Source organism: Streptococcus parasanguinis, assembly GCF_047465465.1.
Classification (GTDB): domain Bacteria; phylum Bacillota; class Bacilli; order Lactobacillales; family Streptococcaceae; genus Streptococcus; species Streptococcus parasanguinis_AI.
The window spans coordinates 30,984-51,591 of sequence record NZ_JASGZU010000007.1; the positions used below are offsets into that span (position 1 = coordinate 30,984).

General features: G+C 41.4%; 22 protein-coding genes, 2 tRNA genes and 1 pseudogene. All 25 read right to left on the reverse strand.

Annotation, left to right across the window (positions count from 1 at the left end):
- Positions 1 to 20 precede the first annotated feature (20 nt).
- Entirely contained in the window at positions 21 to 575 is a 555-nt protein-coding gene (locus QM351_RS09880) for an SP0191 family lipoprotein (protein ID WP_003013879.1), read from the reverse strand.
- Positions 576 to 860: 285 nt separating this feature from the next.
- Positions 861 to 2,525 carry a DAK2 domain-containing protein gene (locus QM351_RS09885; RefSeq protein WP_414327275.1) on the reverse strand — a complete coding sequence of 555 codons (1,665 nt, stop codon included), beginning with the start codon at positions 2,523 to 2,525 and terminating at the stop codon, positions 861 to 863.
- Between the two features lie 2 nt (positions 2,526 to 2,527).
- A complete protein-coding gene (locus QM351_RS09890) occupies positions 2,528 to 2,893 on the reverse strand; it encodes an Asp23/Gls24 family envelope stress response protein (RefSeq protein ID WP_003004393.1) in 366 nt (121 codons plus the stop codon).
- A gap of 310 nt (positions 2,894 to 3,203) precedes the next feature.
- Entirely contained in the window at positions 3,204 to 3,392 is a 189-nt protein-coding gene (gene rpmB, locus QM351_RS09895) for a 50S ribosomal protein L28 (RefSeq protein ID WP_001140948.1), read from the reverse strand.
- A gap of 118 nt (positions 3,393 to 3,510) precedes the next feature.
- Positions 3,511 to 4,206, reverse strand: a complete 696-nt coding sequence (locus QM351_RS09900; protein ID WP_049503954.1) for a LiaF transmembrane domain-containing protein — start codon at positions 4,204 to 4,206, stop codon at positions 3,511 to 3,513.
- A 4-nt stretch (positions 4,207 to 4,210) separates the two neighbouring features.
- On the reverse strand, positions 4,211 to 4,657 hold the full coding sequence (locus QM351_RS09905; RefSeq protein ID WP_003004160.1) for a LytTR family DNA-binding domain-containing protein: 447 nt from the start codon (positions 4,655 to 4,657) through the stop codon (positions 4,211 to 4,213).
- Between the two features lie 143 nt (positions 4,658 to 4,800).
- Entirely contained in the window at positions 4,801 to 5,112 is a 312-nt protein-coding gene (locus QM351_RS09910) for a LiaF transmembrane domain-containing protein (protein ID WP_155127034.1), read from the reverse strand.
- A 197-nt stretch (positions 5,113 to 5,309) separates the two neighbouring features.
- Positions 5,310 to 5,382: transfer RNA gene (locus QM351_RS09915), tRNA-Thr, on the reverse strand.
- 46 nt (positions 5,383 to 5,428) lie between these two features.
- Positions 5,429 to 5,890: pseudogene (locus QM351_RS09920) on the reverse strand (GNAT family N-acetyltransferase).
- Positions 5,891 to 5,928: 38 nt separating this feature from the next.
- Positions 5,929 to 6,714 carry an ABC transporter permease gene (locus QM351_RS09925; RefSeq protein WP_003017328.1) on the reverse strand — a complete coding sequence of 262 codons (786 nt, stop codon included), beginning with the start codon at positions 6,712 to 6,714 and terminating at the stop codon, positions 5,929 to 5,931.
- Position 6,715: 1 nt separating this feature from the next.
- The gene (locus QM351_RS09930) at positions 6,716 to 7,534 is read right to left on the reverse strand and encodes an ABC transporter permease (RefSeq protein WP_350012214.1); all 819 of its coding nucleotides are present in this window, start codon (positions 7,532 to 7,534) and stop codon (positions 6,716 to 6,718) included.
- A 1-nt stretch (position 7,535) separates the two neighbouring features.
- Entirely contained in the window at positions 7,536 to 8,528 is a 993-nt protein-coding gene (locus QM351_RS09935; RefSeq protein WP_013904684.1) for an ATP-binding cassette domain-containing protein, read from the reverse strand.
- Positions 8,529 to 8,888: 360 nt separating this feature from the next.
- Entirely contained in the window at positions 8,889 to 9,821 is a 933-nt protein-coding gene (locus QM351_RS09940) for an alpha/beta fold hydrolase (RefSeq protein WP_414327276.1), read from the reverse strand.
- 142 nt (positions 9,822 to 9,963) lie between these two features.
- A complete protein-coding gene (locus QM351_RS09945; RefSeq protein ID WP_065426829.1) occupies positions 9,964 to 10,749 on the reverse strand; it encodes a hypothetical protein in 786 nt (261 codons plus the stop codon).
- Positions 10,750 to 11,094: 345 nt separating this feature from the next.
- The gene (locus QM351_RS09950) at positions 11,095 to 11,976 is read right to left on the reverse strand and encodes a class II fructose-bisphosphate aldolase (protein WP_003004573.1); all 882 of its coding nucleotides are present in this window, start codon (positions 11,974 to 11,976) and stop codon (positions 11,095 to 11,097) included.
- Positions 11,977 to 12,167: 191 nt separating this feature from the next.
- Positions 12,168 to 12,620, reverse strand: coding sequence for a hypothetical protein (locus QM351_RS09955; protein ID WP_049490439.1), 453 nt, complete (start codon positions 12,618 to 12,620; stop codon positions 12,168 to 12,170).
- An 80-nt stretch (positions 12,621 to 12,700) separates the two neighbouring features.
- Positions 12,701 to 12,786, reverse strand: a tRNA-Leu gene (locus tag QM351_RS09960).
- Positions 12,787 to 12,910: 124 nt separating this feature from the next.
- Positions 12,911 to 14,524 (reverse strand): CTP synthase, encoded by a 1,614-nt coding sequence (locus QM351_RS09965; RefSeq protein ID WP_003004055.1) that lies wholly within the window; start codon positions 14,522 to 14,524, stop codon positions 12,911 to 12,913.
- A gap of 173 nt (positions 14,525 to 14,697) precedes the next feature.
- The gene (locus QM351_RS09970; RefSeq protein ID WP_414327277.1) at positions 14,698 to 15,393 is read right to left on the reverse strand and encodes a B3/4 domain-containing protein; all 696 of its coding nucleotides are present in this window, start codon (positions 15,391 to 15,393) and stop codon (positions 14,698 to 14,700) included.
- A gap of 261 nt (positions 15,394 to 15,654) precedes the next feature.
- Positions 15,655 to 16,239, reverse strand: coding sequence for a DNA-directed RNA polymerase subunit delta (rpoE, locus tag QM351_RS09975; RefSeq protein WP_024054894.1), 585 nt, complete (start codon positions 16,237 to 16,239; stop codon positions 15,655 to 15,657).
- Positions 16,240 to 16,464: 225 nt separating this feature from the next.
- Positions 16,465 to 17,748: a trigger factor gene (tig, locus tag QM351_RS09980; protein WP_003004508.1), complete on the reverse strand. Its 1,284-nt coding sequence runs from the start codon at positions 17,746 to 17,748 to the stop codon at positions 16,465 to 16,467.
- Positions 17,749 to 17,876: 128 nt separating this feature from the next.
- The gene (locus QM351_RS09985) at positions 17,877 to 18,440 is read right to left on the reverse strand and encodes a TIGR01440 family protein (RefSeq protein WP_049491358.1); all 564 of its coding nucleotides are present in this window, start codon (positions 18,438 to 18,440) and stop codon (positions 17,877 to 17,879) included.
- Between the two features lie 3 nt (positions 18,441 to 18,443).
- Complete coding sequence (locus QM351_RS09990) at positions 18,444 to 18,914, reverse strand: ECF transporter S component (RefSeq protein WP_049491359.1); 471 nt, start codon at positions 18,912 to 18,914, stop codon at positions 18,444 to 18,446.
- Positions 18,904 to 19,665, reverse strand: coding sequence for a bifunctional hydroxymethylpyrimidine kinase/phosphomethylpyrimidine kinase (locus QM351_RS09995; RefSeq protein WP_049491361.1), 762 nt, complete (start codon positions 19,663 to 19,665; stop codon positions 18,904 to 18,906). Before QM351_RS09995 ends, QM351_RS09990 begins: the two co-directional genes overlap by 11 nt.
- Positions 19,658 to 20,404: a tRNA pseudouridine(38-40) synthase TruA gene (gene truA / locus QM351_RS10000; protein ID WP_414327278.1), complete on the reverse strand. Its 747-nt coding sequence runs from the start codon at positions 20,402 to 20,404 to the stop codon at positions 19,658 to 19,660. The genes QM351_RS09995 and truA overlap by 8 nt, the downstream gene beginning before the upstream one ends.
- Positions 20,405 to 20,608 lie beyond the last annotated feature (204 nt).

A 20,608-nucleotide genomic window follows, 5' to 3' on the forward strand; every position in this document is an offset into this window, starting at 1 on the left:
CTCGACTTTTTCTATTCTTCTTACTGACCTTCTTCTTTCATGCCATGCAGTTTCAAGGCCTTGACCAAGGCATCTGCCTTCATGTTTTTCAAATCATTGAGACCAGCATCTTTGAAGTAAGAAATTTCTTCTAGAGACTTGGCGTCAATTAGGTTGATGTCAATCACACTAGTTGAGAGCAATTTCTTTTCTGGTGTGACTGTGTATTCCAAACTAAAACCGGGAACGGTTTTTAGCTTCTTATAGTCTTCATTTTGCTCCAGCAAAGCTTGAATGGCTGCTGTGAGTTCTTCAGGTGATTTCTCTGCTGCAATGGTCCCAAGTTGTTTGGGCAGATCAGCTGTCACTTCGATGCGAAGGTTTTCAACCTTATCTCCCTTAGATTTGATGATATCCCGGTGTTTTGTTCCATTGATATCTCCAACTAAGGTTGTGGTTTTTTCTTCATTTTTTACTTCTTTTTTAACAGAGGAACTGCTAGATGAGCTAGCGGTTGTAGTTTTCTTCGTTTGGGATTGCGAACAACCAGTCAATACCAAAATGGCTAGCCCAAGGGTTACAAAAAATTTCTTCATTTTTATAACTCTCCTTTCACATACTGATACCAGTATAACATATCGCGTCTTTCTTGTCTAAAAACTCCACTTCTCAAACCATTTCCTCCTCTTTTCAAGCTCTTCAATTTGAATAAAAATCTGATGAATATGAGACTTTTTGCAGAAACTCCTTTTTCTCACGAATAAAGCCTCAGTGGAGGGTTCACTTCAGTCTCAAATCCCTCTGAATCACGCTGCTTTCATAGAGAATCTCCTGGTTTTTCTATATACAAAAAAAGGTTCCGAAAGGAACCTTCTGTTCAATTATTCTACACTAAACAAGTATGGGTAGACTGGTTGGCCACCTTGGTGGATTTCCACTTCTACATCCTCATACTTCTCAGCAAGGGCTTGGGCCAATTCATTTGCCAACTCCTCACTGCCGTCTTCACCGACATAGATGGTCACAATTTCACTGTCTTCATCCAACATATGAGCGAATGTTTCTTCCAATGTTTCCATCATATCTGGATTTGAAACAACGATTTTGCCATCGACCATTCCAAGATTATCATTTTCATGGATTTCAAGCCCATCAATAGTGGTATCGCGAACCGCTGTCGTCACACTACCAGACATAACATCGCTCAATGAAGCGCTCATGCGTTCGTAGTTTTCTTCGATCGATTTGCTTTCATCAAAGGCAAGAAGACTAGTCAATCCTTGAGGGATGGTCTTGGTCTCAACAACTGCTGCAGGTTGATCAATCACTTCTGCTGCAGATTGAGCCGCCATCAAGATGTTTTTGTTGTTTGGCAAGATGATGATGTTGCGCGCATTCAACTCTTCAACAGCTTTGACAAAGTCTTCTGTTGAAGGGTTCATGGTTTGACCACCAGAGATGATGTAATCCACTCCTTGCGCTTTAAAGATATCAGCCAATCCATCACCCGCTACAACTGCAATGATGGCATATTCTTTTTCTTCAACTGGTTTGGCTTGACGTTCTTCTTTTTCAACTTGCGCTTCGTGTTGGTTACGCATGTTGTCGACTTTCACCTTGACCAAGCTTCCGTACTTAAGACCTTCTTGCATGACAAGACCTGGATCTTCAGTATGGACGTGGACTTTGACGATTTCGTCATCGTTGACGACTAATAGAGAATCCCCAAGATTGTTCAAGTAGTTACGGAATTCGTCGTAGTCAAAGTCTTTGACGTAGGTTGGACCTTGCTTCAAAGCGACCATGATTTCTGTACAGTAACCAAACTTGATGTCTTCAGTTGCAACATGACCAGCGACTGACTTGTGGTGTTCTGCATTGATCATTTCTGACATGGTTGCAGGTGTTGCTTGGAACTCTTCAGAAGCGATGAATTCACCTGTCAAAGCTGACAAGAATCCTTCATAGATGAAGACCAAACCTTGACCACCAGAGTCTACCACGCCAACTTCTTTCAAGACTGGCAACATATCTGGAGTCTTCGCAAGAGCTGTTTTAGCTCCTTCAAGAGCTGCACGCATAACTTCCACTGCATCGTTGGTAGATTCTGCTTTTTTCTTAGCCCCGATGGCTGCCCCACGAGAAACCGTCAAAATGGTTCCTTCAACTGGCTTCATAACGGCTTTATAAGCGACTTCTACCCCAGACTGGAAGGCTGCCGCAAGCGCTGCTCCATCCAATTCTTCTTTGTCTTTGACACTTTGAGAAAATCCACGGAACAATTGAGAAGTGATAACTCCTGAGTTCCCACGCGCACCCATCAAGAGACCTTTAGCGAAGATCCCTGCCGCTTCTCCAACAGTTGATGCAGAACGGTCAGATACTTCTTTGGCCCCATTTTCGATGGTCATTCCCATATTGGTTCCTGTGTCACCGTCTGGGACAGGAAAGACGTTCAAAGAGTTTACATATTCCGCTTGTTTATTTAAGCGCGTAGCCCCCGCTTGAACCATTTCTTGAAATAAACTTGTAGTAATATTAGCCACGATTATTCTCCCACAATCTTGATATTTTGAATATAGACATTCACAGTATCCGTAGTGATTCCAAGTTGATTTTCCAAACTAAATTTCACACGTTCTTGAATATTTTTTGAGACTTCGCTAATCTTTGTTCCATAGCTCAAAACAGTGTAAACATCAACTGCGATAGTTCCTGCTTCCGTTGTTTTGACAACAACACCTTTAGAGAAGTTTTCTTTCCCTAGGAGGGCTTGGAAATTATCTTTGATCGCATTTTTGCTGGCCATTCCAACCACACCGAAGATCTCAGTAGCGGCACCGCCTACAACAGTTGCGATAACCTCATCAGTCAATTCAATTTGACCGTCCTTTGTATTGATTTTTACTGTCATAATTTCTACCTCAAAAGTATTTTATATTCTATTTTACCATAAAAGAGATCAGCTGTAAAAGGGTAGGGACTATTCTTCTCCCGCTGTGACAGCTGTCTCTAGAGAAAAAGAAAAGGGAGTGGGAAAGAACTCCGTAAAATAAAAAAAGTTGAAAAGGTTCCCCAAACCTTTTCAATTTTCCCACCCCCGCACAGTTGATTAGGAAGTACGAATGTTTCAAACATGAGTAGTTCCAATCAACCACTGCGTCATGCTACTATTCCTAACAAAAGCGAAGGCTGGACACTTTATGCCCAGCCTTCTTTCTTTATTAAACGCGTTCTACTTTACCAGATTTCAATGCACGAGCTGAAGCCCAAACTTTTTTAGGTTTACCATCGATAAGGACAGTTACTTTTTGAAGGTTTGGTTTTACAGCACGTTTTGTTTGGTTCATAGCGTGTGAACGGTTGTTACCTGATACAGTCTTACGACCTGTGAAATAACATACTTTAGCCATTTCTGTGTTTCCTCCTATTAGATCTAATATAACGGATGTGCTAGCACCACATACCGTACTATATTATCAAAAAAAATCTCTCTTGGCAAGCTTTTGGCCAAAGTTTTTCATTTCAGACTTAAGAAAACGAATTCGCTCCGACATAGATAATTTCCAGATTTCCTAAGGAAACATCGCCCGTAATGTAGAAATCCTTGCTTGTCAGAGCACTTGGATTTTCCTGATGTTGGATCGCTGAGAGGGAATTATCCACATTTACATGGACGCGCCAATCGCTTGGTACATAAAGGCTCAGACTCCCAAGGGAAACATCGACAACAAACTGAGCAGAAGGACCCTCAATCCGGCAATTATCAAAATAAACCGATGCTTCTCCCATACTTACATCTGCACTTCCGTGGGTAAAGTGTTGGTCATTGAGATATTTTGTCACCGTTGAAAAAGTGACATCGATGTCATTGCCATCCGACTTATTCATGGATCCAGCAGAATAGGAAGCTAGGCGGGCTTTTGTTTTCTTAGCGGGTTTAAACAAAATGTTGAGCCCAATCACAGCGAGAATTGAGGAAAGGATGACAACTGAATTGGACACCGGAAGGAAATGGTATTGCCCATTGAGACAAAAGAGGGCTAAAAGTCCATAGATGAAGCCCCAACCAAAATGGCGTTTTAAGAAACTAGAGAGGGATAGGACTGCAAGCAAGGTGACCCAAGCCAAGGTCCAGATGCTAATGTCCCATTTTACAAAATAGCCTTGTAAGAGGATTAAGGCTGCTAAAAGGATTAAGAATACTCCAATTAATTTTTTTCTCATGATATTACCTCATTTCATTTAGTCGTTCTTTTAAGAGTTGATAGTAGCGTCTAGATACGTGAACCTGCTTATGGGTCTGATAGAAATTGACCGTGCTGGTCCCTGAAAAAGACTTTTCCAGAGAGTAGATCTGCTTGGCGTTGACAATGGTGGATTTGGATATCCGACAAAAGGCGATGGGAAGCAACTCCTCCAACTCATAGAGCTTCTGCTTGACCTCATAGGCCTCGTCCTTGGTGTGCCCAAAAATCTTCTCCCCGTCCGTCTCAAAAAAGAGGATCGATGCCACATCTAGAAAATACTCACTTCGATCCTTGTAGAAGGCTAAAGGAGCAACCTTTTGTTCTAAGATTCTCTCTTGCAGCTGGGTCAACTCCGGGGTCAAGCGCGGAGCTCGAATCAAGATCTCAGGCTCATCCATTGATGGATCCAATTCGATTCTAACTTTCATAAAACTCCTTTCCCAACGTTTTGATAGTACCATTATAACAGCTGTTGAAAACAAAACAAGGACTTTTCAGTAAGTGGCACATTTCCCCCATCAAGAGGTAGTTTTTGAGAAGTAAAAAAGCTGATCAAGTGACCAGCCTTTCTTTATTTATTGCTTTCCTTGTCCGGTAAAAGAAAACTAAGACCCAGGCAAGCGAGCACACCTGCTGTGATGACCAGACCATTTGAAACCGGCAGGACATCGTAAATCGCATTTGCGATCATAAATGCGATCAAGGCGCAGATAACACTTGCCTTGTAATCTTTTTTCAAGAGATTTTCAAGTGTAAAGAAAGCAAATAAGAGAACAGGGAACAAAGGCCAGATATTCACATCGATCTTTGGAAAGCCAACCATTCCCATTACCACAACTGCAAGAGCAGCAAGAATCAATGCAAGTCCAAGTAATTTTTTCATCATATACCTCATTTTGATTATTCGGAAGTATTTCTTCCTTTGATGATTCTATGATAGCAGAGAGCTCCTACGGAGACAAGGACTTTTGACTAAGCGGTCAAAAATGGTGCCTATGCGGTCAAAAAAAGAAACGAGACCGAACGAATATGTGATGAACATCATTCGTCGTCTCGCTCCTTCAAAGTCGTTTCTTCCTATGCCGATTGCAGGGATCGAACCTGTGACCTACGCGTTACGAGTGCGTTGCTCTACCAACTGAGCTAAATCGGCGATTACCTTCTTAGTATAGCACTCTGATAGCGGATGTCAAGCACTTTTAGTTGATCTTTTTAATCAGAATCTGACATGGATTCTGTGGATCCCATAGTTGCGGAAAAATCTCTAATTTTTTAAAACCAAGACTGCGATAAAAGACATTTGTTCGGTCATAATCTTTATTTGAACCTTCTGCGACTGTTTTGACCTGTAGGTAGGCCACTTGTTTGACTGCTTCTCTTTCTATAGTCGTAACTAATTCCCTTCCAATTCCTTGACCTTGGAATGATTTTTTCACGCCTAGACAGTCAATTTCAGCACAATCTTCACTCGAATATGATAAACTTATAAACCCTACTACATCACTTTCTTGATAAGCAGCTCAAACTCGTAAATCCTTAGCTCCTTCAATGTAGGCTTGCGTGCTTTCTGGTATTCCAAACCATTCTGGCAAATCCCTTAAAATCTCAGCGACAACTGCCATTTTTTGATCTTCACCCTTGACTTCTTTAATTACAAACATCATAAGTTCCTTTCTTGATTTTTGTCTTACTTTAGCTCTTACGAACCAGCACTTTCGTAGGCATCCAATCCCCTGTCCCAAAGTTTGAGGGAAATAACAAAGAAAACAAGGGAAATCAGAATCAAACCACCAATATTAAAGAGTCCATCCTTGTCCTGCAAGAAATAGCTGGCAGGATAGTAGGCCGTAAAGGCGAAAGGTACAATAAAGCTAATTAACCAACGAAGGAGCGAATTGTAAATAGAAATAGGATACTTGGCAAAATCATTAAACATATAGAAAATGTAAATCATGGCACCTGACTGCTTGGTCCAAAAAGCGATGCTGGCTGTTGCAATTTTCAAGGAAGTATAAATCAAGGTCGCAAAAGGAATACAAACTAGAAAAATCAGGAATTTTGGAAGAGTCCAAGCAATGCTAGTCGCCGTTGTCGCTAGTAAAATCCCACCGACCAAAAGTTCACCCAAGGCATCAATCTGAAAGGTCTCAACGAGGATGTGAAAGAGAGGGTTGATAGGACGAGTCAGATACTTGTCAAACTCCCCTTTTCGAACTAGCCGTTGACCTAAAGCCCAGAGATTGTCAAAAAAGAGATGATCTAATCCCTTTGGAATTAAGGAAAATCCATAGATAAAGGCAATCTCTTGAAAGGTCCAACCTTCTAGCGAGGGGATGTGTTGAAAGATGACATTGAGAAACAAGAGGTTCAGGCCTTGAGTCAGAAAGACTCCCAACACACCAACCACAAAATCTACCTTGTATTCCATGATTTGCTTGATGTACTGTCTGATAAAAATCAGATGCATGCGTTGATATTTTTTCATACTAACCTCCCTGAATGGTGATAAATGACTGGACTCGTTTCCAAATCAACTGAGACAAGCCCACCATCACTATAAGCCAGAAAAGCTGAAGCAAAAGTGCTTGAAGAATCTGACTAGCATCGTATTTCCCAACAATAATCATGACCGGAGTGTAAATTAAGGATGAGAAAGGTAAGAAGGACAGAATATCTGAAATGACCTTTGGAAAGAAAGCCAAGGGAATCAAACTTCCAGACATAAAGGCCACTATGGAAGTCTTGAGTAGATTGGAACCCCAAAGATTTTTAAAGACAAATGCTGAAAATCCAAAGCAGATATTAAAGAAAAAGTTAATCAGATAGGCCAGCGTTAAGCTAAAAAGATAAAGGGTAGTTAGTCCCAGCACTTCTACAATCCCTTGCCCAGATAAGGTTTTCATCAAAACAATGACACTTAAAAATGGCAGTCCAACAGAGATAAAAATCAACCACTTGGAACCAAGCTCCGTAAAGAGGTAAGAAGCCGCAAAATGCACTGGTCGCAACAAGCGCATGATAATGGAACCATCCTTGACCTCATCACCAATCATAAAGGAAGAATCCGACCTAGTCAGAAGATTAGTCACAAAACTCATGATGATGTAGAGGGTGATATCCGCCATACTGAAGCCCTGAATCAAAGGCTCCTGGGAGGAATCAAAGACAGCCTTCCATAGATAAAAAGCCACAAAAGCACCCATGACATCGCCAATCCGATAAAGAATAAAGTTGACTCGATAGCTAATCAACTCCTGAATCCCTGCATTGATAAAGGGTTTATAACGTCTCCACAATTTGACCATCTTAGAGCTCCTTTCGATAGAAGCGACGGATAATATCTTCAATATCCGTATCTACCATCTTCAAATCACGGACCTCAAAATCAGATAAGGTTTGCTTGATAATATCGGCCGACTGGTAGCGGGAACTATCGAATTCAATATTGAGAGTATTTCCTTGTCTATCAATGGACATATCAGGCAAGCCCTCATAATGAGAGACTAGATGATTTTGACCTGGCGTCAGGTCAAAGGAGAGAGTTTTCATCTTTCCAAAGGTCTCCTTGAGCTGGCTAACCGTTCCATCAAAAATCTCTTGCCCCTTATCAATCATAAAAATCCGATCACAGAGTTGCTCAATATCACTCAAATCATGAGTAGTCAAGAGAATAGTTGTCTCTTCCTCCTGATTAATCTGGGTAATGGCCCGACGAATGTTGTCCTTGACCGACACATCCAAACCAATAGTCGGTTCATCTAAAAAGAGAACTTTGGGATTGTGAAGCAAGGAAGCCGCAATATCCGCCCGCATCCGTTGACCTAGTGAAAGAGTCCGCACAGGATCCTTGATAAATTCCTTCAAATCCAAAACTTCATTCAAAAAGTCCATGCGCTTATGGAAAAGCGAGTCCGGTACATCATAGATCTCTTTCAAAACCGTGTAGGTCTCTTGCAGAGCCAAATCCCACCATAACTGGGTGCGTTGTCCGAAAACGACTCCAATATCCTTGACATAATCTTGGCGATTATCCTGCGGAATCTTGCCGTTAATCCGACAAAAGCCAGATGTGGGCTTCAAAATTCCTGTCAGCATTTTGATGGTGGTTGACTTCCCAGCACCATTTGCCCCGATAAATCCTAAAATCTGCCCTTTTGGAACTTCAAAAGTTAAATCCTTGACCGCTTCAAAGGTCTGCTTTTCAGGATGAATAAAGGAGCGCAAGGCTCCCTTTAACCCCGGCTCCTTAACTGTCTTCACAAAATTTTTCCGAAGATGTTGCACTTCTATCATTGCCATATCTATCTCCCCTATCGTAAGAAGCAACATTGTATTTTTGACTACAAATATTCTAAATCCTTACTTTCTACACTTACTCAATATTATTACAGAAGGCTTTATACCAACCTATTATAATCCAATAAAAAAAGGAATGCAAGCGTTTGCTTATAGATTATGAAATTAGAGATTTCTCTCTTAAAATGAAACTTTTAATCAAAAATTCTGTTAAATAGTTTCCTTAAGACACCAAAAAACCTGCCCTTAGGGGCAGGCTTATTGTTAAGAAAAAGAATTTTTTTAATCGAGAAAAATAACGATTCTACTGTTAATCCTTCAGCATTTAATTATTATCATCAGTCTCAATGGATTTTTAAGCCCTCAATTATTCTCTAAAAATTCTTTAATACGAGAAACAATAGCATCGCTTTGATAATGATAGAGGTCGTGAGGCGCATCCATATAGTCGACTTGAACATTAGACTGGTCACTTGCAAATCTCTCTGCATAACGTTGCCACTCTGATTGGCTAAAGGTCGTGCCTTCACCGTTAGAAACCAGGAGTAAGGCTGGAATTTTCGGATTAATGCTAGATGGAACTTTCTTGGCATTTTCCTTTGCCAAACGGGATTCATGAAGCATGGCTTGTGACATCAACTGCTTATATGCTAGTAATTTATATTGTTGTCGTTCAGTTTCAGTCAGAGTTGGATTTTTTATATAAAAGGACTCTGGGAAATAACGGAGCAAGCCAATCTTACTCGTCCAATAGGCTAAGGTTATGAGAGTTGGGTGTTCTTTTAAATCTTCATAACTCGCTGGCAAGGCCCAATCCAGGCCAATCAAAGCCTTCACTTCATTTGGATATTTCTCTTGCCAAGCAAGACTCTCTAAACTAGCCATTGAATGCGAAATAATCACATAAGGACCTGAAACATGAGCTTGCGCCAAAGCTTGACGGGTCTCAGAAAGGACCTCCATCACATCTCTTGAACGATCACTATCTTGGCTAAAACCATATCCGGCTCGCTCCACGACAACAACTTTGTATTTTTTTGATAGGGAATCTGATAGATTCTTAAAATCTAGGATAGGAGAGGCAATCCCTGCACCTGAAAGAAGAACGATTGTTTCAGACCCTTCTCCTTTAACAGAGACACTCATTCGATGTCCATTGACTGTAACTTGTTTACCAATGGGTGTGAGAAGCTTGCTTTCATTTCGTAAACTGAATTGATGAAAAACAAATGTAGCACCTAAAAAGAGCAGGAGAAAGCCACAAACGATCCAGCTCCACAGTTTGAATTTTTTCATAGTGTTATTGTACAAGCTTTAGAGTGTTTTAGCAATACGAATGAGATATTTTTATTGCAATAATAAAAGAGATAAATAATAACCTCCAACTCTACAAAAAGGCTTATCCTTACGGATAAACCTCTAGTTCGTATTGCATTACCTATTTTAATTCAGTGAAAATTAATCTAGCATCATCACTCGATACATTATCATCAGTATTATATAAATTGATCGAGACAATTTCTCCCTCTTCTAGTTTCACAGCAACATCTAGATTGCTAGGATCTAACGTTTGGTTTTTAGATGTTTTTGTTAACATATTATATATAGAGAGCGACCAGCCCAAATTTTGAAGCTCTGAATTCATATTAATATTAGTACTTAACCTATATGTACCAGCTTTAACATCGCGACCTACAACATATTCTCCAATTCCCAACTCATTACTCATTTGTACTTTTTCTGGTACTGCATTGAATTTAATCTTGGAAATATTACTAAAATTTAATTTATCTCCTTCAAATAAAACCATTCTTATTTTTGAAGGAGAATCTGTAGATGTTCCTTGAGCTCCTGCTACCCAATTAATAAAAGGCGAAGAAAAATCCTTCCTGTCTCCAAAAATATTGCCACTTCCTCCTGTAATTTCCAAGTCATAAATTCCAGGTTTTACATCTCCGCTCTCGCCTACCACAACATCTCCTGTGACATAGATTTCCTCAGTAGATTTCGATAACTTCGCAAACTTATTCATCTTAACTACAAATGAGTTCTTATCATTAAGATCTTCTTCCGTTGTAGATTTATTAGAGTTTGAAGGAGACTTAGTCTTTACTACAGGATTCTTATCAGAAGAAGCCGTTGTTTTAGACTCATTATTTGTACGACAAGCTGTTAGTAATGAACCAGCTATTAAAACTGTTAATAATAATTTAGTGTTTTTCATTTTACACTCCCTTTTCTATCCCTGAAACTTCAATTTTATTTTATCACAACCTAGTACTAAAAGCAAAAAATTAATTGGATTCATCGAATTAATTTAGTATAAAAGAAACTAATAGTTTGTATAACAGATTTTTATAGAATATAATGATTGCTATGAATTGTATCGACTATAGATATAAATGTAAATAAAAGATAATTCATCTCGATATGTAACCTGTCTTTATTGCATATTCTATTAATAGGTATTCAATCCTAGACCTACTAGAGGAAGTCGTTTGACAGATTTCTATCTTCATATCATATAAAAAAACAAGATCCACATGGGACCTTGCTTTCCTGTTTTTTATTAAGCTTTGCCTTCTGAACCGAATACGTCGATACGTTCTTCAACAGCTGCTGTAATTGCTTCGAAACCTGGTTTCAAGAATTTACGTGGGTCGAAGAGTTTCTTCTTGTCGTATTCTGCTTCGTTTGCATCGTATTCACGTACGAATTGACGAGTAGCATTTGCAAATGCGATTTGGCATTCAGTGTTCACGTTAACTTTCGCAACACCAAGTTTGATCGCTGCTTGGATTTGATCATCAGGGATACCTGATCCACCGTGCAATACGATTGGGAATCCTGGAACAGCTTCAGTCAATTTTTGCAAGTGGTCAAGGTGAAGACCTTTCCAGTTTGCTGGGTAAGGACCGTGGATGTTACCGATACCTGCAGCCAAGAAGTCGATTCCTGTAGCAACCATTGCTTTAGCATCTTCGATTGGTGCCAATTCACCGTCACCGATGATACCGTCTTCTTCACCACCGATAGTACCAACTTCAGCTTCTACTGAGATACCTTTAGCATGAGCTTTTTCAACGACATCTTTCGCCAATTTAAGATTTTCTTCAACTGGAAGGTGTGAACCGTCAAACATGATTGAAGTGTAACCAGCTTCGATACATTCAAGAGCATCGTCGTAGTGACCATGGTCAAGGTGAATAGCAACTGGTACAGTGATACCCATTGATTCTACAAGGTTTTCAATAAGGGCTTTACATACTTTGTAACCACCCATGTATTTAGCAGCACCCATAGAAGTTTGGATAAGTACTGGAGCTTTCTTAGCTTCTGCTGCACGCAAGATAGCTTGAGTCCACTCAAGGTTGTTTGTGTTAAATCCACCAACTGCATAACCATTGTCACGAGCTGCTTGGACAAATTTTTCTGCTGAAACGATTGCCATTAGTCATAGGCCTCCTATATATTTTTGTGGGGCTAATCCCACTTACATTGTTTATTTTATCACTTTTTAGATGAAATTGCTAGTTTTTCCTGTAGCTTTAAGCGATTTCTTCCGATAAATAGGACGGAATCTCCTATCTCCTAAGACTCTCATCCTAGCAAACAAGTAAAAGAAGGGGACTTACACCCCCTTCAATTCTCTTCTTTAAATTTTTTTAGTGAAAGGAGAAAGGCAATCCCGCAAATCACAAGGGATACCGCTGCAACCCATTGAGAATAGAAATAAGCAGCAAATAACTGACTGTCGGTAAATATTTTTCCAAGAAGTCCGTTTAGCACTCCCTCAAGAAAGGGAATATTCTCACACACTGCAAGGATTGACGCAAGAAAGAGTATACTGCCTGCTATCAGAAAAAGATGAAGAATCCATTTTTTGATTCTTTTTTCATCTCTGAGCAGATACTTAGAAGCAATCGCCACTAAAAAAATGAAAACATTCCATATGTTTAAGGCGATAAAATATCTAAAAGTATCCTTGTATGCGCCTATCCCCATCGCTAAAATCAGGATAGGACCGAAAAAATTAATGGCACTTCCCAATAGTGCAAAAAGGCCATCGGCCAATACCAGATCCTTTTTCTTCATGTTCTCACCTCATCTCACACCTATTCTACCACAAAGAAATTTGAAAACAAAAAAAGATAGCCGAAGCTATCTTGATCCGATGCGGAGAGAGGGACTTGAACCCTCACGACCTAAAGCGGTCACAGGATCCTTAGTCCTGCGCGTCTGCCAATTCCGCCATCCCCGCGATTGAGTACTTTACTAGTATATCAATCAACGACTTTTTTGTCAAGATTTTTTTCAAACTTTTTTCAGAGTTTGTCATTTTTTCACAAAAAGGGAGCAGGTCCTTCGACCTGCTCCCTTGATTTTTATTTGCTATCGTGGTTTTCAACTGCCGCTGTGATAAAGGCTGTGTAAAGTCCTTCTGGGCGGTTTGGACGGCTTGACAATTCTGGGTGGTATTGGCAAGCAACAAAGAATTTGTTTTCTGGGATTTCAACGATTTCGACCAAACGGTTGTCTGGTGAAACGCCTGAGAAGACAAATCCTGCTTCTTCGAACTGTTCACGGAAAGCATTGTTAAACTCATAACGGTGACGGTGGCGACGTTGTACCACTTCTTGATTATCATAGGCAGCGGCTGCTTTTGATCCTCGTTTGAGTTTAGATGGGTAAAGACCGAGACGGAGCGTTCCTCCCATGTCTTCCACATCAATTTGGTCCCGCATGATATCGATAATTGGATACTTGGTTTCTGGATCCAATTCGGATGAATTGGCCCCTTCCAAGCCTAAAACGTGACGGGCAAATTCGATACAGGTTAACTGCATACCCAAGCAGACACCCAACATTGGGACGTCTTGTTCACGCGCATACTTGATGGCTTGAATTTTTCCTTCTGTCCCCCGTTGACCAAAACCACCTGGGACGATGATCCCATCCGCATCTCCAAGGAGTTCTGCCACATTTTCAGCTGTCACATCATTGGCATTGACCCAATTAATCTTGACCTCTGCATCATTGGCATACCCTGAGTGCTTCAAGGCCTCAACGACAGAAATGTAGGCATCTTGCAATTCTACGTATTTTCCAACCAAGGAAATCTTGACCTGCTTCTTGAGGTTCATGACCTTGTCGACCATCGCAGACCATTCTGTCATATCTGCTGCAGGAACATCCAATTTCAAATGGTCACAAACGATTTGGTCCATATTTTGTGCTTGCAAGTTCAATGGGATTTGGTACAAATGTTCCACATCAAGTGACTCGATGACAGCTTCTGGTGCCACATCACAGAATTGAGCCAACTTGTTCTTAATTCCTTGACCAGCTGGTTTTTCTGTACGGATGACCAACATATTTGGTTGAATTCCAAGACCACGCAATTCTTTCACAGAGTGTTGGGTCGGCTTGGTTTTCATTTCTCCCGCAGCCTTCAAGTAAGGTAGAAGAGTGGTGTGGATGTACATAACGTTTTCAGCACCAACATCTGCCTTCATTTGACGAAGAGCTTCAAGGAAAGGAAGGGACTCAATGTCTCCAACTGTTCCCCCGACTTCTGTGATGATGACATCTGAATCCGTCGTCGTCGCTGCTCGTTTGATCTTTTCTTTTAAGGCATCTGTAATATGAGGAATAACCTGTACAGTCGCGCCCAAGTATTCTCCGCGACGTTCCTTGCGAAGGACTTCGCTATAAATTTTCCCTGTCGTCACATTTGAGTACTTATTCAGATTGATATCAATGAAGCGTTCATAGTGACCAAGGTCCAAGTCTGTCTCTGCGCCATCGTCTGTGACAAATACTTCCCCGTGTTGGTAAGGGCTCATCGTCCCTGGGTCAATATTGATATAAGGGTCAAATTTTTGGATGGTCACTTTCAATCCACGATTTTTGAGCAAGCGACCAAGACTTGCTGCGACAATCCCTTTTCCGATGGATGATACGACACCACCCGTGACAAAAATATATTTTGTTGACATGTGCTTTCCTCTTCTTCTAATGTTGTAGAGGCCATTCCTCTTTGCAGAAAAAACAAAAATAGCTCCCTAATCCTTAGGGAGCTCCGACCTCAAAATGAGGTGCCCGAACAATATCTTACCGCAAATGGTCTACTTTGTCAAATTGAAAATTTCATGAAAATGATTTTCGCTGTTTACAAAACTTTTCCCACTCCATTTTGTGTGACGAGAAATTTCTCAAATTGAAGCTGAGGCATGCAAAGAGCAAGGTCCTTGTGGATTCGTTCTAGCGCTTCTAAACGCATCTCGACTGACGTCTCGGTATTTCCTTGGATGACAAAGAGGGCGTTTTGCGTAGTCTCCTCAAATTTGTAATGGTCACTATCGCGTACATCCAACCAAGCCAAAACTCCTTTTTGATCCCGGTAGACAGGATCTGTCGGTGCGACATGTTTTTCACTAGAAAGGATCGGGAGGAAAAGATCGTCTCTTTGACTCACTGTAAATTCAATCGGTCCCTCAATCTTATCTAGGTCATGTCCTCCGATCGCGAGAAAAGACTTCAGAGATTCGACATTATAGATATCGATGATGCTATTGATCTGAGGAAGAGCTCCTCGATGCTGGATGTTTCGGATAAGAGCTAGGACTGTTGGTGGATTTTTCTTGATGCTACGCCCTACTGTTTGCAAAAGATCTGTATACCCTTTGATGACAGGAGATGCCACTACTTCTTCTGTCTGACACTGGAGCGCCCATTGTTCAAGCTCTTTCTTCTTTTCAAGAAAAGAAGGGGGCAAAACCGCTTGAGGATCCACATTTCTAGCAATTCCGACCACAACCGTATCAATACCAAGAGCTACTAAACTTTGATCTAAACGAAAGTCCATCTGGAACACCTCCTATTGGGAAACCTTACACGTTTATCATACGCCATTTCATCACTTTTTTCAATGCAAACAAAAAGAGAGTGGGACAGAAATCGGTAATTCGTTAGAATTCGATTTCGTCGTCCCACCTCCGTACAGTTGAGTAGGGCTGTAAAAGCTGATGAAATCAGCGTAGTAGAGCCCACTCAACCACTGCGTCTTGCTCGACAATCCAAAAATAATTGAGAGGCTAGGACTTTTGTCCCAGCCTCTTTTTATGATTTATTCTTCTTCCTCGTCTTCAGAATCCTCTTCTTCGTCGTCTTCTTCGCTTAATTCAACTTCCTCACCCAAATCATCTGGTACGATTTCATTGATTTCAGCATCGTAAGCTTCGACTTCACTCTTTTCATCGTCTGGATTTTCTTCATCATATGAAAGAGCTGGATCTGCTTCGTAAACTTCTTCGTCTTCTGGATCGTCGTCGTTGTAGTCGATCGCATCTTCGTCTCCATCCATAAAGGCATTGACACGTTTTTTCTTCCGTTTCTTAGGAGTTTCATCTTCGTCTGTTTCTTCAAGAGCGATGATTTCTTCGTCAACTTCATCGATGGCATACCATGAACGAAGGCCCCATTTGTTATCTCCAAGTGGGATAAAGCTTCCATCTACATTCAATTCTGTGTAGAACAATGGAAGAGCTTCACGGATCTCGCTGTTTGATTTTTCAAGGTAAATTTGAATTTCATTTACAAGATCGCTAAAGTACATTTCATGGTCACGTCCGCGTAATTCCAAAATCGCACGCGCCACTTCAATCATAGAAAGTTCACTTTTTTCTTGTCCAGCAAATACTTCTAATTCCAAGGGTAAATCTCCTTATGTTTCATTTCCTAAATGGAGAAGGATCCGGTCTTAAACCTCATCCTATCCTCAATGATAGATTGAAAACTTCTCGCCACTAAATCTATCACGCATTTTATCGTTACACTCTATTGTACGATAAATTTCCCCTTTCGTCAAAGGAAAATTCCAGGATTCTCCATGAAATCAAAAAAAGAAGAGCCTCACGGCTCTTCTTTTTTATCTAAATTATTTTACTTTTGCTGTGCTTGTGATCACGTTCACTGCTTTCTTCACTGTAATGTCATGTTTCAACATTTCTGGTGAAAGAAGGTTGCGAACTTGTTCAACTGGCATGTTGTAATCTGCTGCCAATTGTTCGATTTCAGCGTTGATTTCTTCTTCAGTTGCTTCGAAGCCTTCTGCTTTCGCTACTGCTTCAACCACAAGGTTTGTCTTCGTACGGCTTTCAGCTTCTGCTTCGTATTGTTTGTGAAGATCTTCTTGAGTTGTTCCTGTGATTTGGAAGTACATTTCAGGTGAGATACCTTGACGTTGCATGTTTCCAAGGAACTCGTTGATTGAACGATGTACTTCTTCGTGGATCATTTCTTCTGGAAGGTCAACGATTTCAGCGTTTTCAACTGCAAGATCGATTGCTGCTGCTTCTACTGCATCGTTGTATGCTTCTTCTTTAGCTGCTGCCAATTCTTTGCGGTATTTTTCTTTCAATTCGTCAAGAGTTTCAACTTCTTCGTCGATGTCTTTTGCCAATTCATCGTCAAGAGCTGGTACTTCTTTTGCTTTTACTTCGTGGATAGTTGTCACGAATTTCGCTTCTTTACCTGCAAGGTCAGCTGCTTGGTAGTCTTCTGGGAATGTTACGATCACATCAACTGTTTCACCAGCAGAGTGTCCAACCAATTGGTCTTCGAAACCTGGGATGAATTGACCTGAACCAAGTCCAAGTGAGAAGTTGTCACCTTTACCACCATCGAATTCAACACCGTCGATAGAACCTACGAAGTCGATCACAACTGTATCACCTTCTGCTGCAGCACCTTCTTTAACAACCAATTCAGCCAAGTTATTGCGTTCGCGTTCGATACGAGCATCCACATCAGCGTCTGTTACTTCTTTAGAAACTTCTACTGATACTTCAAGGTCTTTGTAAGCACCCAATTTTACTTCAGGTTTTGTGACAACAGCTGCTGTCAATGTCCAGTCTTGACCTTTTTCCATAGATACAACATCGAAAGTTGGTTGTGCAACAACTTCGATTCCAGCTTCTTTAACAGCTGCTTCATATGCTGCTGGAAGAAGATCGTTCAAAGCATCTTGGTAAAGAGCTTCTTCACCGAAACGTTGGTTGAAGATTGGACGTGGAATATGACCTTTACGGAATCCAGGTACGTTCAAGGTTTTCTTAACAGACTCAAACACACGGTCCAAAGCAGGTTTGATTTGCTCTTGGCTGATGGTGAAAGTCAATACACCGTGGTTAGTTTCTTTGTTTTCAAATGATACAGACATTCTGTCTCTCCTTAAAATAATATAGTCATTCCTTATAATTTTACCACAAAACTTTGAAATTGCAAGTTTTAAAACGTTTTTGCCTCTCTTTTCATCCAAAAAAACTAGCCCCTAAAAGCTAGTTCTATTTATGATTTTCGGATAGGATCATCTAGATAGAGAGCACGGGCACCACCGATCAATTTTGGGCGACTAGCGAGGGCTGTGACATGGGCTTCCCCTAGTTCACGTAAGACAGGGCGAATTGGAACTTGCACGTGTTTGACATGCATCCCCACTGAGGTATCTCCGATGTCTAACCCCGCTTGAGCTGTGATAAATTCTACTTCAACAGGATCCTTGAAATACTTGAAAGCAGCGAGTTGTCCAGCTCCCCCTGCATGGAGACTTGGAAGGACATTGACAATTTCTAACTCCTTCTTGTCTGCTAATTCCCGCTCGACCACCAAGGCACGATTGAGGTGCTCACATCCTTGTACCGCTAGATAAATCCCTCTTGGATTCAACTCATCTAGCAAGGTCTGGACAATAGCTTCAGCAATGTCGATGTTGGAGGCCTTTCCAATTTGCCCTCCTGCAACTTCACTTGAAGACATCCCGAGAACTAGAATCTGTCCCTGATGAAGACGGCTTTTTGCCAAAACATCTACCAGGATTTCTTTTGTATCCTTCTTCAGTTGCTCCAGATCCATGAATTAGTTTCCTTTCTTTTGGAAGGCATAATAGACCACATAGCCTAAAGCCATTCCGACAAAATTCTGAGCAAGGTTATTTGGAATGTCCGAGATAGCAGCTCCCCATCCATTGCCTAAAAGGAGGGCAGAAGCTAGTGCGTAACCGCCTACCATCACAACAGTCGCAAGAAGCAAGCCTAGGTAACGAGCTTTTCCCTTGAAGCCAGCGAAGTAACCTTGTCCCCCGTGAAAGAGGAGACTAAAGAACATCCACTGAGGATAGCCTGAAATGAGGTCGAGTAGGAAGGCTCCGACACCACCTACAATCGCACCTTCCTTGCGCCCAAAATAGAAAGCTGTAAAATACACTCCAAGATCTAACAGGGTGACAATCCCTGTCGGAGTTGGGAGTTTGGTATAGTAGCCAAGTACAACTGTCAAGGCTGTCAAAATGGAAAGGCGGGCAATGAGTTGAGTTCGATTAGATGTCATATTGTACTACTCCATACTGGTCTGAATGTTGAATCGCTTGGAAGACAAAGTCTTTAGAGGCTTTAACAGCTTCAAGTGGAGATTTCCCTTGCACCAACTGGCTGGAAATGCTCGACGCAAAGGTACAACCAGCTCCTGTATTGTTCTTTTCTAAGACTGGCTCTTCAATGACGGTGAAGTCTGTCCCATCATAAAAGACATCGATGGCCTTTTCTTTATTGAGACGATTGCCTCCTTTGACCACGACAGTCGCTGCTCCTAATTCGTGGAGCTTGCGCGCTGCCTCCTTCATATCGTCGAGCGATTGAATCTTGCTTTGGGTCAAGATCTCAGCTTCTGGTAAGTTTGGCGTGATGATGGTCACATAAGGGAAGAACTTAATCAATTCGTCTCGAAGAGCTGAAACTTCTACATCATGACTTTCCTTGCAGACCAAGACAGGATCTAGTACCACTGGGATCTCCGCATGGGCTTTGACATAGTCCAAGGCCAAGTCTGCCACTTCAACATCTGGCAAAAGACCGAGTTTAATAGCAGAAAAAGGAACATCCTTGAGAGAGTTGAGCTGTTGAGCAAAGGTCGTCGGATCCACCGGAATCACTTCAAAACCGTTCTCCGTCATAGCGGTCAAACAAGTCACCGCTACAAAACCATGCTGTTTGTTGGTTGTATAGGTTGCAAGGTCTGCATGAAGACCTCCTCCACTAAAAATATCATTTCCTGAAATAGCTAGAATCAATTCATTACTCATAACGGATCTCCTTTAAATATAAGCCATTTGGCGCTGCTGTAGGACCTGCAAGATTGCGGTCCTTCTTTTCTAAAATTAGATCGATCTGCTCGATCGGCATCCGATCATTTCCGATCTTCAACAAAGTTCCCACCATATTGCGGATTTGCTTATAGAGAAAACCATTGCCCGAAAAGGTAAAGACAAGGCGATGATGTTCTGCATCCTCAACCAAGCGAGCCTCTGTAATCGTACGAACCTTATCTTCCACACTGGTTCCCGAAGCGGTGAAACCGGTGAAATCATGGGTTCCCTCCAACTTTTGGATGGCTACTTGCATCTTTTCCACATCCAAAGGATAAGGATAGTGGGTGGCATAGTGGCGCATCATGGGGTTCTTGGGACGACCATAATCCACGATAAATTCATAGGTTTTGCTGTGCTTCTTATAGCGTGAGTGAAAGTCATCTGCTACTTGCTCTACTCGGATGAAATCAATATCCTCTGGGGTTTGGGTATCGAGGGCAAAGCGGAGCTTTTCCTCGTCCCGCGCTTGGGGGAGATCAAAATGAATCACCTGCCCAAGAGCATGGACACCTGAATCCGTTCGCCCCGCTCCATGAATGGTAACAGGGGTTCCTTGATTGAGGCGCGTCAAGGTCTTCTCGATTTCTTCTTGCACACTGCGGGCATGCGGTTGACGTTGAAACCCTGCAAACAAGGTACCGTCATATGAAATGGTTGCTTTGTATCGTGTCATGGTTTTATTTTAACAGGATATAGAAGGAGTTACAAGAGTGAAAAACCCAAACTGTCCGGGTACAGTTTTGCAAGCACAAAAAGAGGCTGGGACAAAAGTCCTAGCCTCTCAATTATTTTTGGATTGTCGAGCAAGACGCAGTGGTTGAGTGGGCTCTACTACGCTGATTTCATCAGCTTTTACAGCCCTACTCAACTGTGCGGA

Bases quoted from the DNA above. Each gene is read 5' to 3' on its own strand.
- QM351_RS09910 (WP_155127034.1), bottom strand. From the start codon at position 5,112: ATGAAAAAATTACTTGGACTTGCATTGATTCTTGCTGCTCTTGCAGTT.
- QM351_RS09965 (WP_003004055.1), bottom strand. From the start codon at position 14,524: ATGTCAACAAAATATATTTTTGTCACGGGTGGTGTCGTATCATCCATC.
- QM351_RS09995 (WP_049491361.1), bottom strand. From the start codon at position 19,665: ATGAGTAATGAATTGATTCTAGCTATTTCAGGAAATGATATTTTTAGT.
- QM351_RS09905 (WP_003004160.1), bottom strand. From the start codon at position 4,657: ATGAAAGTTAGAATCGAATTGGATCCATCAATGGATGAGCCTGAGATC.
- QM351_RS09880 (WP_003013879.1), bottom strand. From the start codon at position 575: ATGAAGAAATTTTTTGTAACCCTTGGGCTAGCCATTTTGGTATTGACT.
- QM351_RS09970 (WP_414327277.1), bottom strand. From the start codon at position 15,393: ATGGACTTTCGTTTAGATCAAAGTTTAGTAGCTCTTGGTATTGATACG.
- QM351_RS09985 (WP_049491358.1), bottom strand. From the start codon at position 18,440: ATGGATCTGGAGCAACTGAAGAAGGATACAAAAGAAATCCTGGTAGAT.
- QM351_RS09945 (WP_065426829.1), bottom strand. From the start codon at position 10,749: ATGAAAAACACTAAATTATTATTAACAGTTTTAATAGCTGGTTCATTA.
- QM351_RS09935 (WP_013904684.1), bottom strand. From the start codon at position 8,528: ATGGCAATGATAGAAGTGCAACATCTTCGGAAAAATTTTGTGAAGACA.
- QM351_RS09955 (WP_049490439.1), bottom strand. From the start codon at position 12,620: ATGAAGAAAAAGGATCTGGTATTGGCCGATGGCCTTTTTGCACTATTG.
- rpmB (WP_001140948.1), bottom strand. From the start codon at position 3,392: ATGGCTAAAGTATGTTATTTCACAGGTCGTAAGACTGTATCAGGTAAC.
- QM351_RS09950 (WP_003004573.1), bottom strand. From the start codon at position 11,976: ATGGCAATCGTTTCAGCAGAAAAATTTGTCCAAGCAGCTCGTGACAAT.
- QM351_RS09900 (WP_049503954.1), bottom strand. From the start codon at position 4,206: ATGAGAAAAAAATTAATTGGAGTATTCTTAATCCTTTTAGCAGCCTTA.
- QM351_RS09930 (WP_350012214.1), bottom strand. From the start codon at position 7,534: ATGGTCAAATTGTGGAGACGTTATAAACCCTTTATCAATGCAGGGATT.
- truA (WP_414327278.1), bottom strand. From the start codon at position 20,404: ATGACACGATACAAAGCAACCATTTCATATGACGGTACCTTGTTTGCA.
- QM351_RS09990 (WP_049491359.1), bottom strand. From the start codon at position 18,914: ATGACATCTAATCGAACTCAACTCATTGCCCGCCTTTCCATTTTGACA.
- QM351_RS09925 (WP_003017328.1), bottom strand. From the start codon at position 6,714: ATGAAAAAATATCAACGCATGCATCTGATTTTTATCAGACAGTACATC.
- tig (WP_003004508.1), bottom strand. From the start codon at position 17,748: ATGTCTGTATCATTTGAAAACAAAGAAACTAACCACGGTGTATTGACT.
- QM351_RS09890 (WP_003004393.1), bottom strand. From the start codon at position 2,893: ATGACAGTAAAAATCAATACAAAGGACGGTCAAATTGAATTGACTGAT.
- QM351_RS09940 (WP_414327276.1), bottom strand. From the start codon at position 9,821: ATGAAAAAATTCAAACTGTGGAGCTGGATCGTTTGTGGCTTTCTCCTG.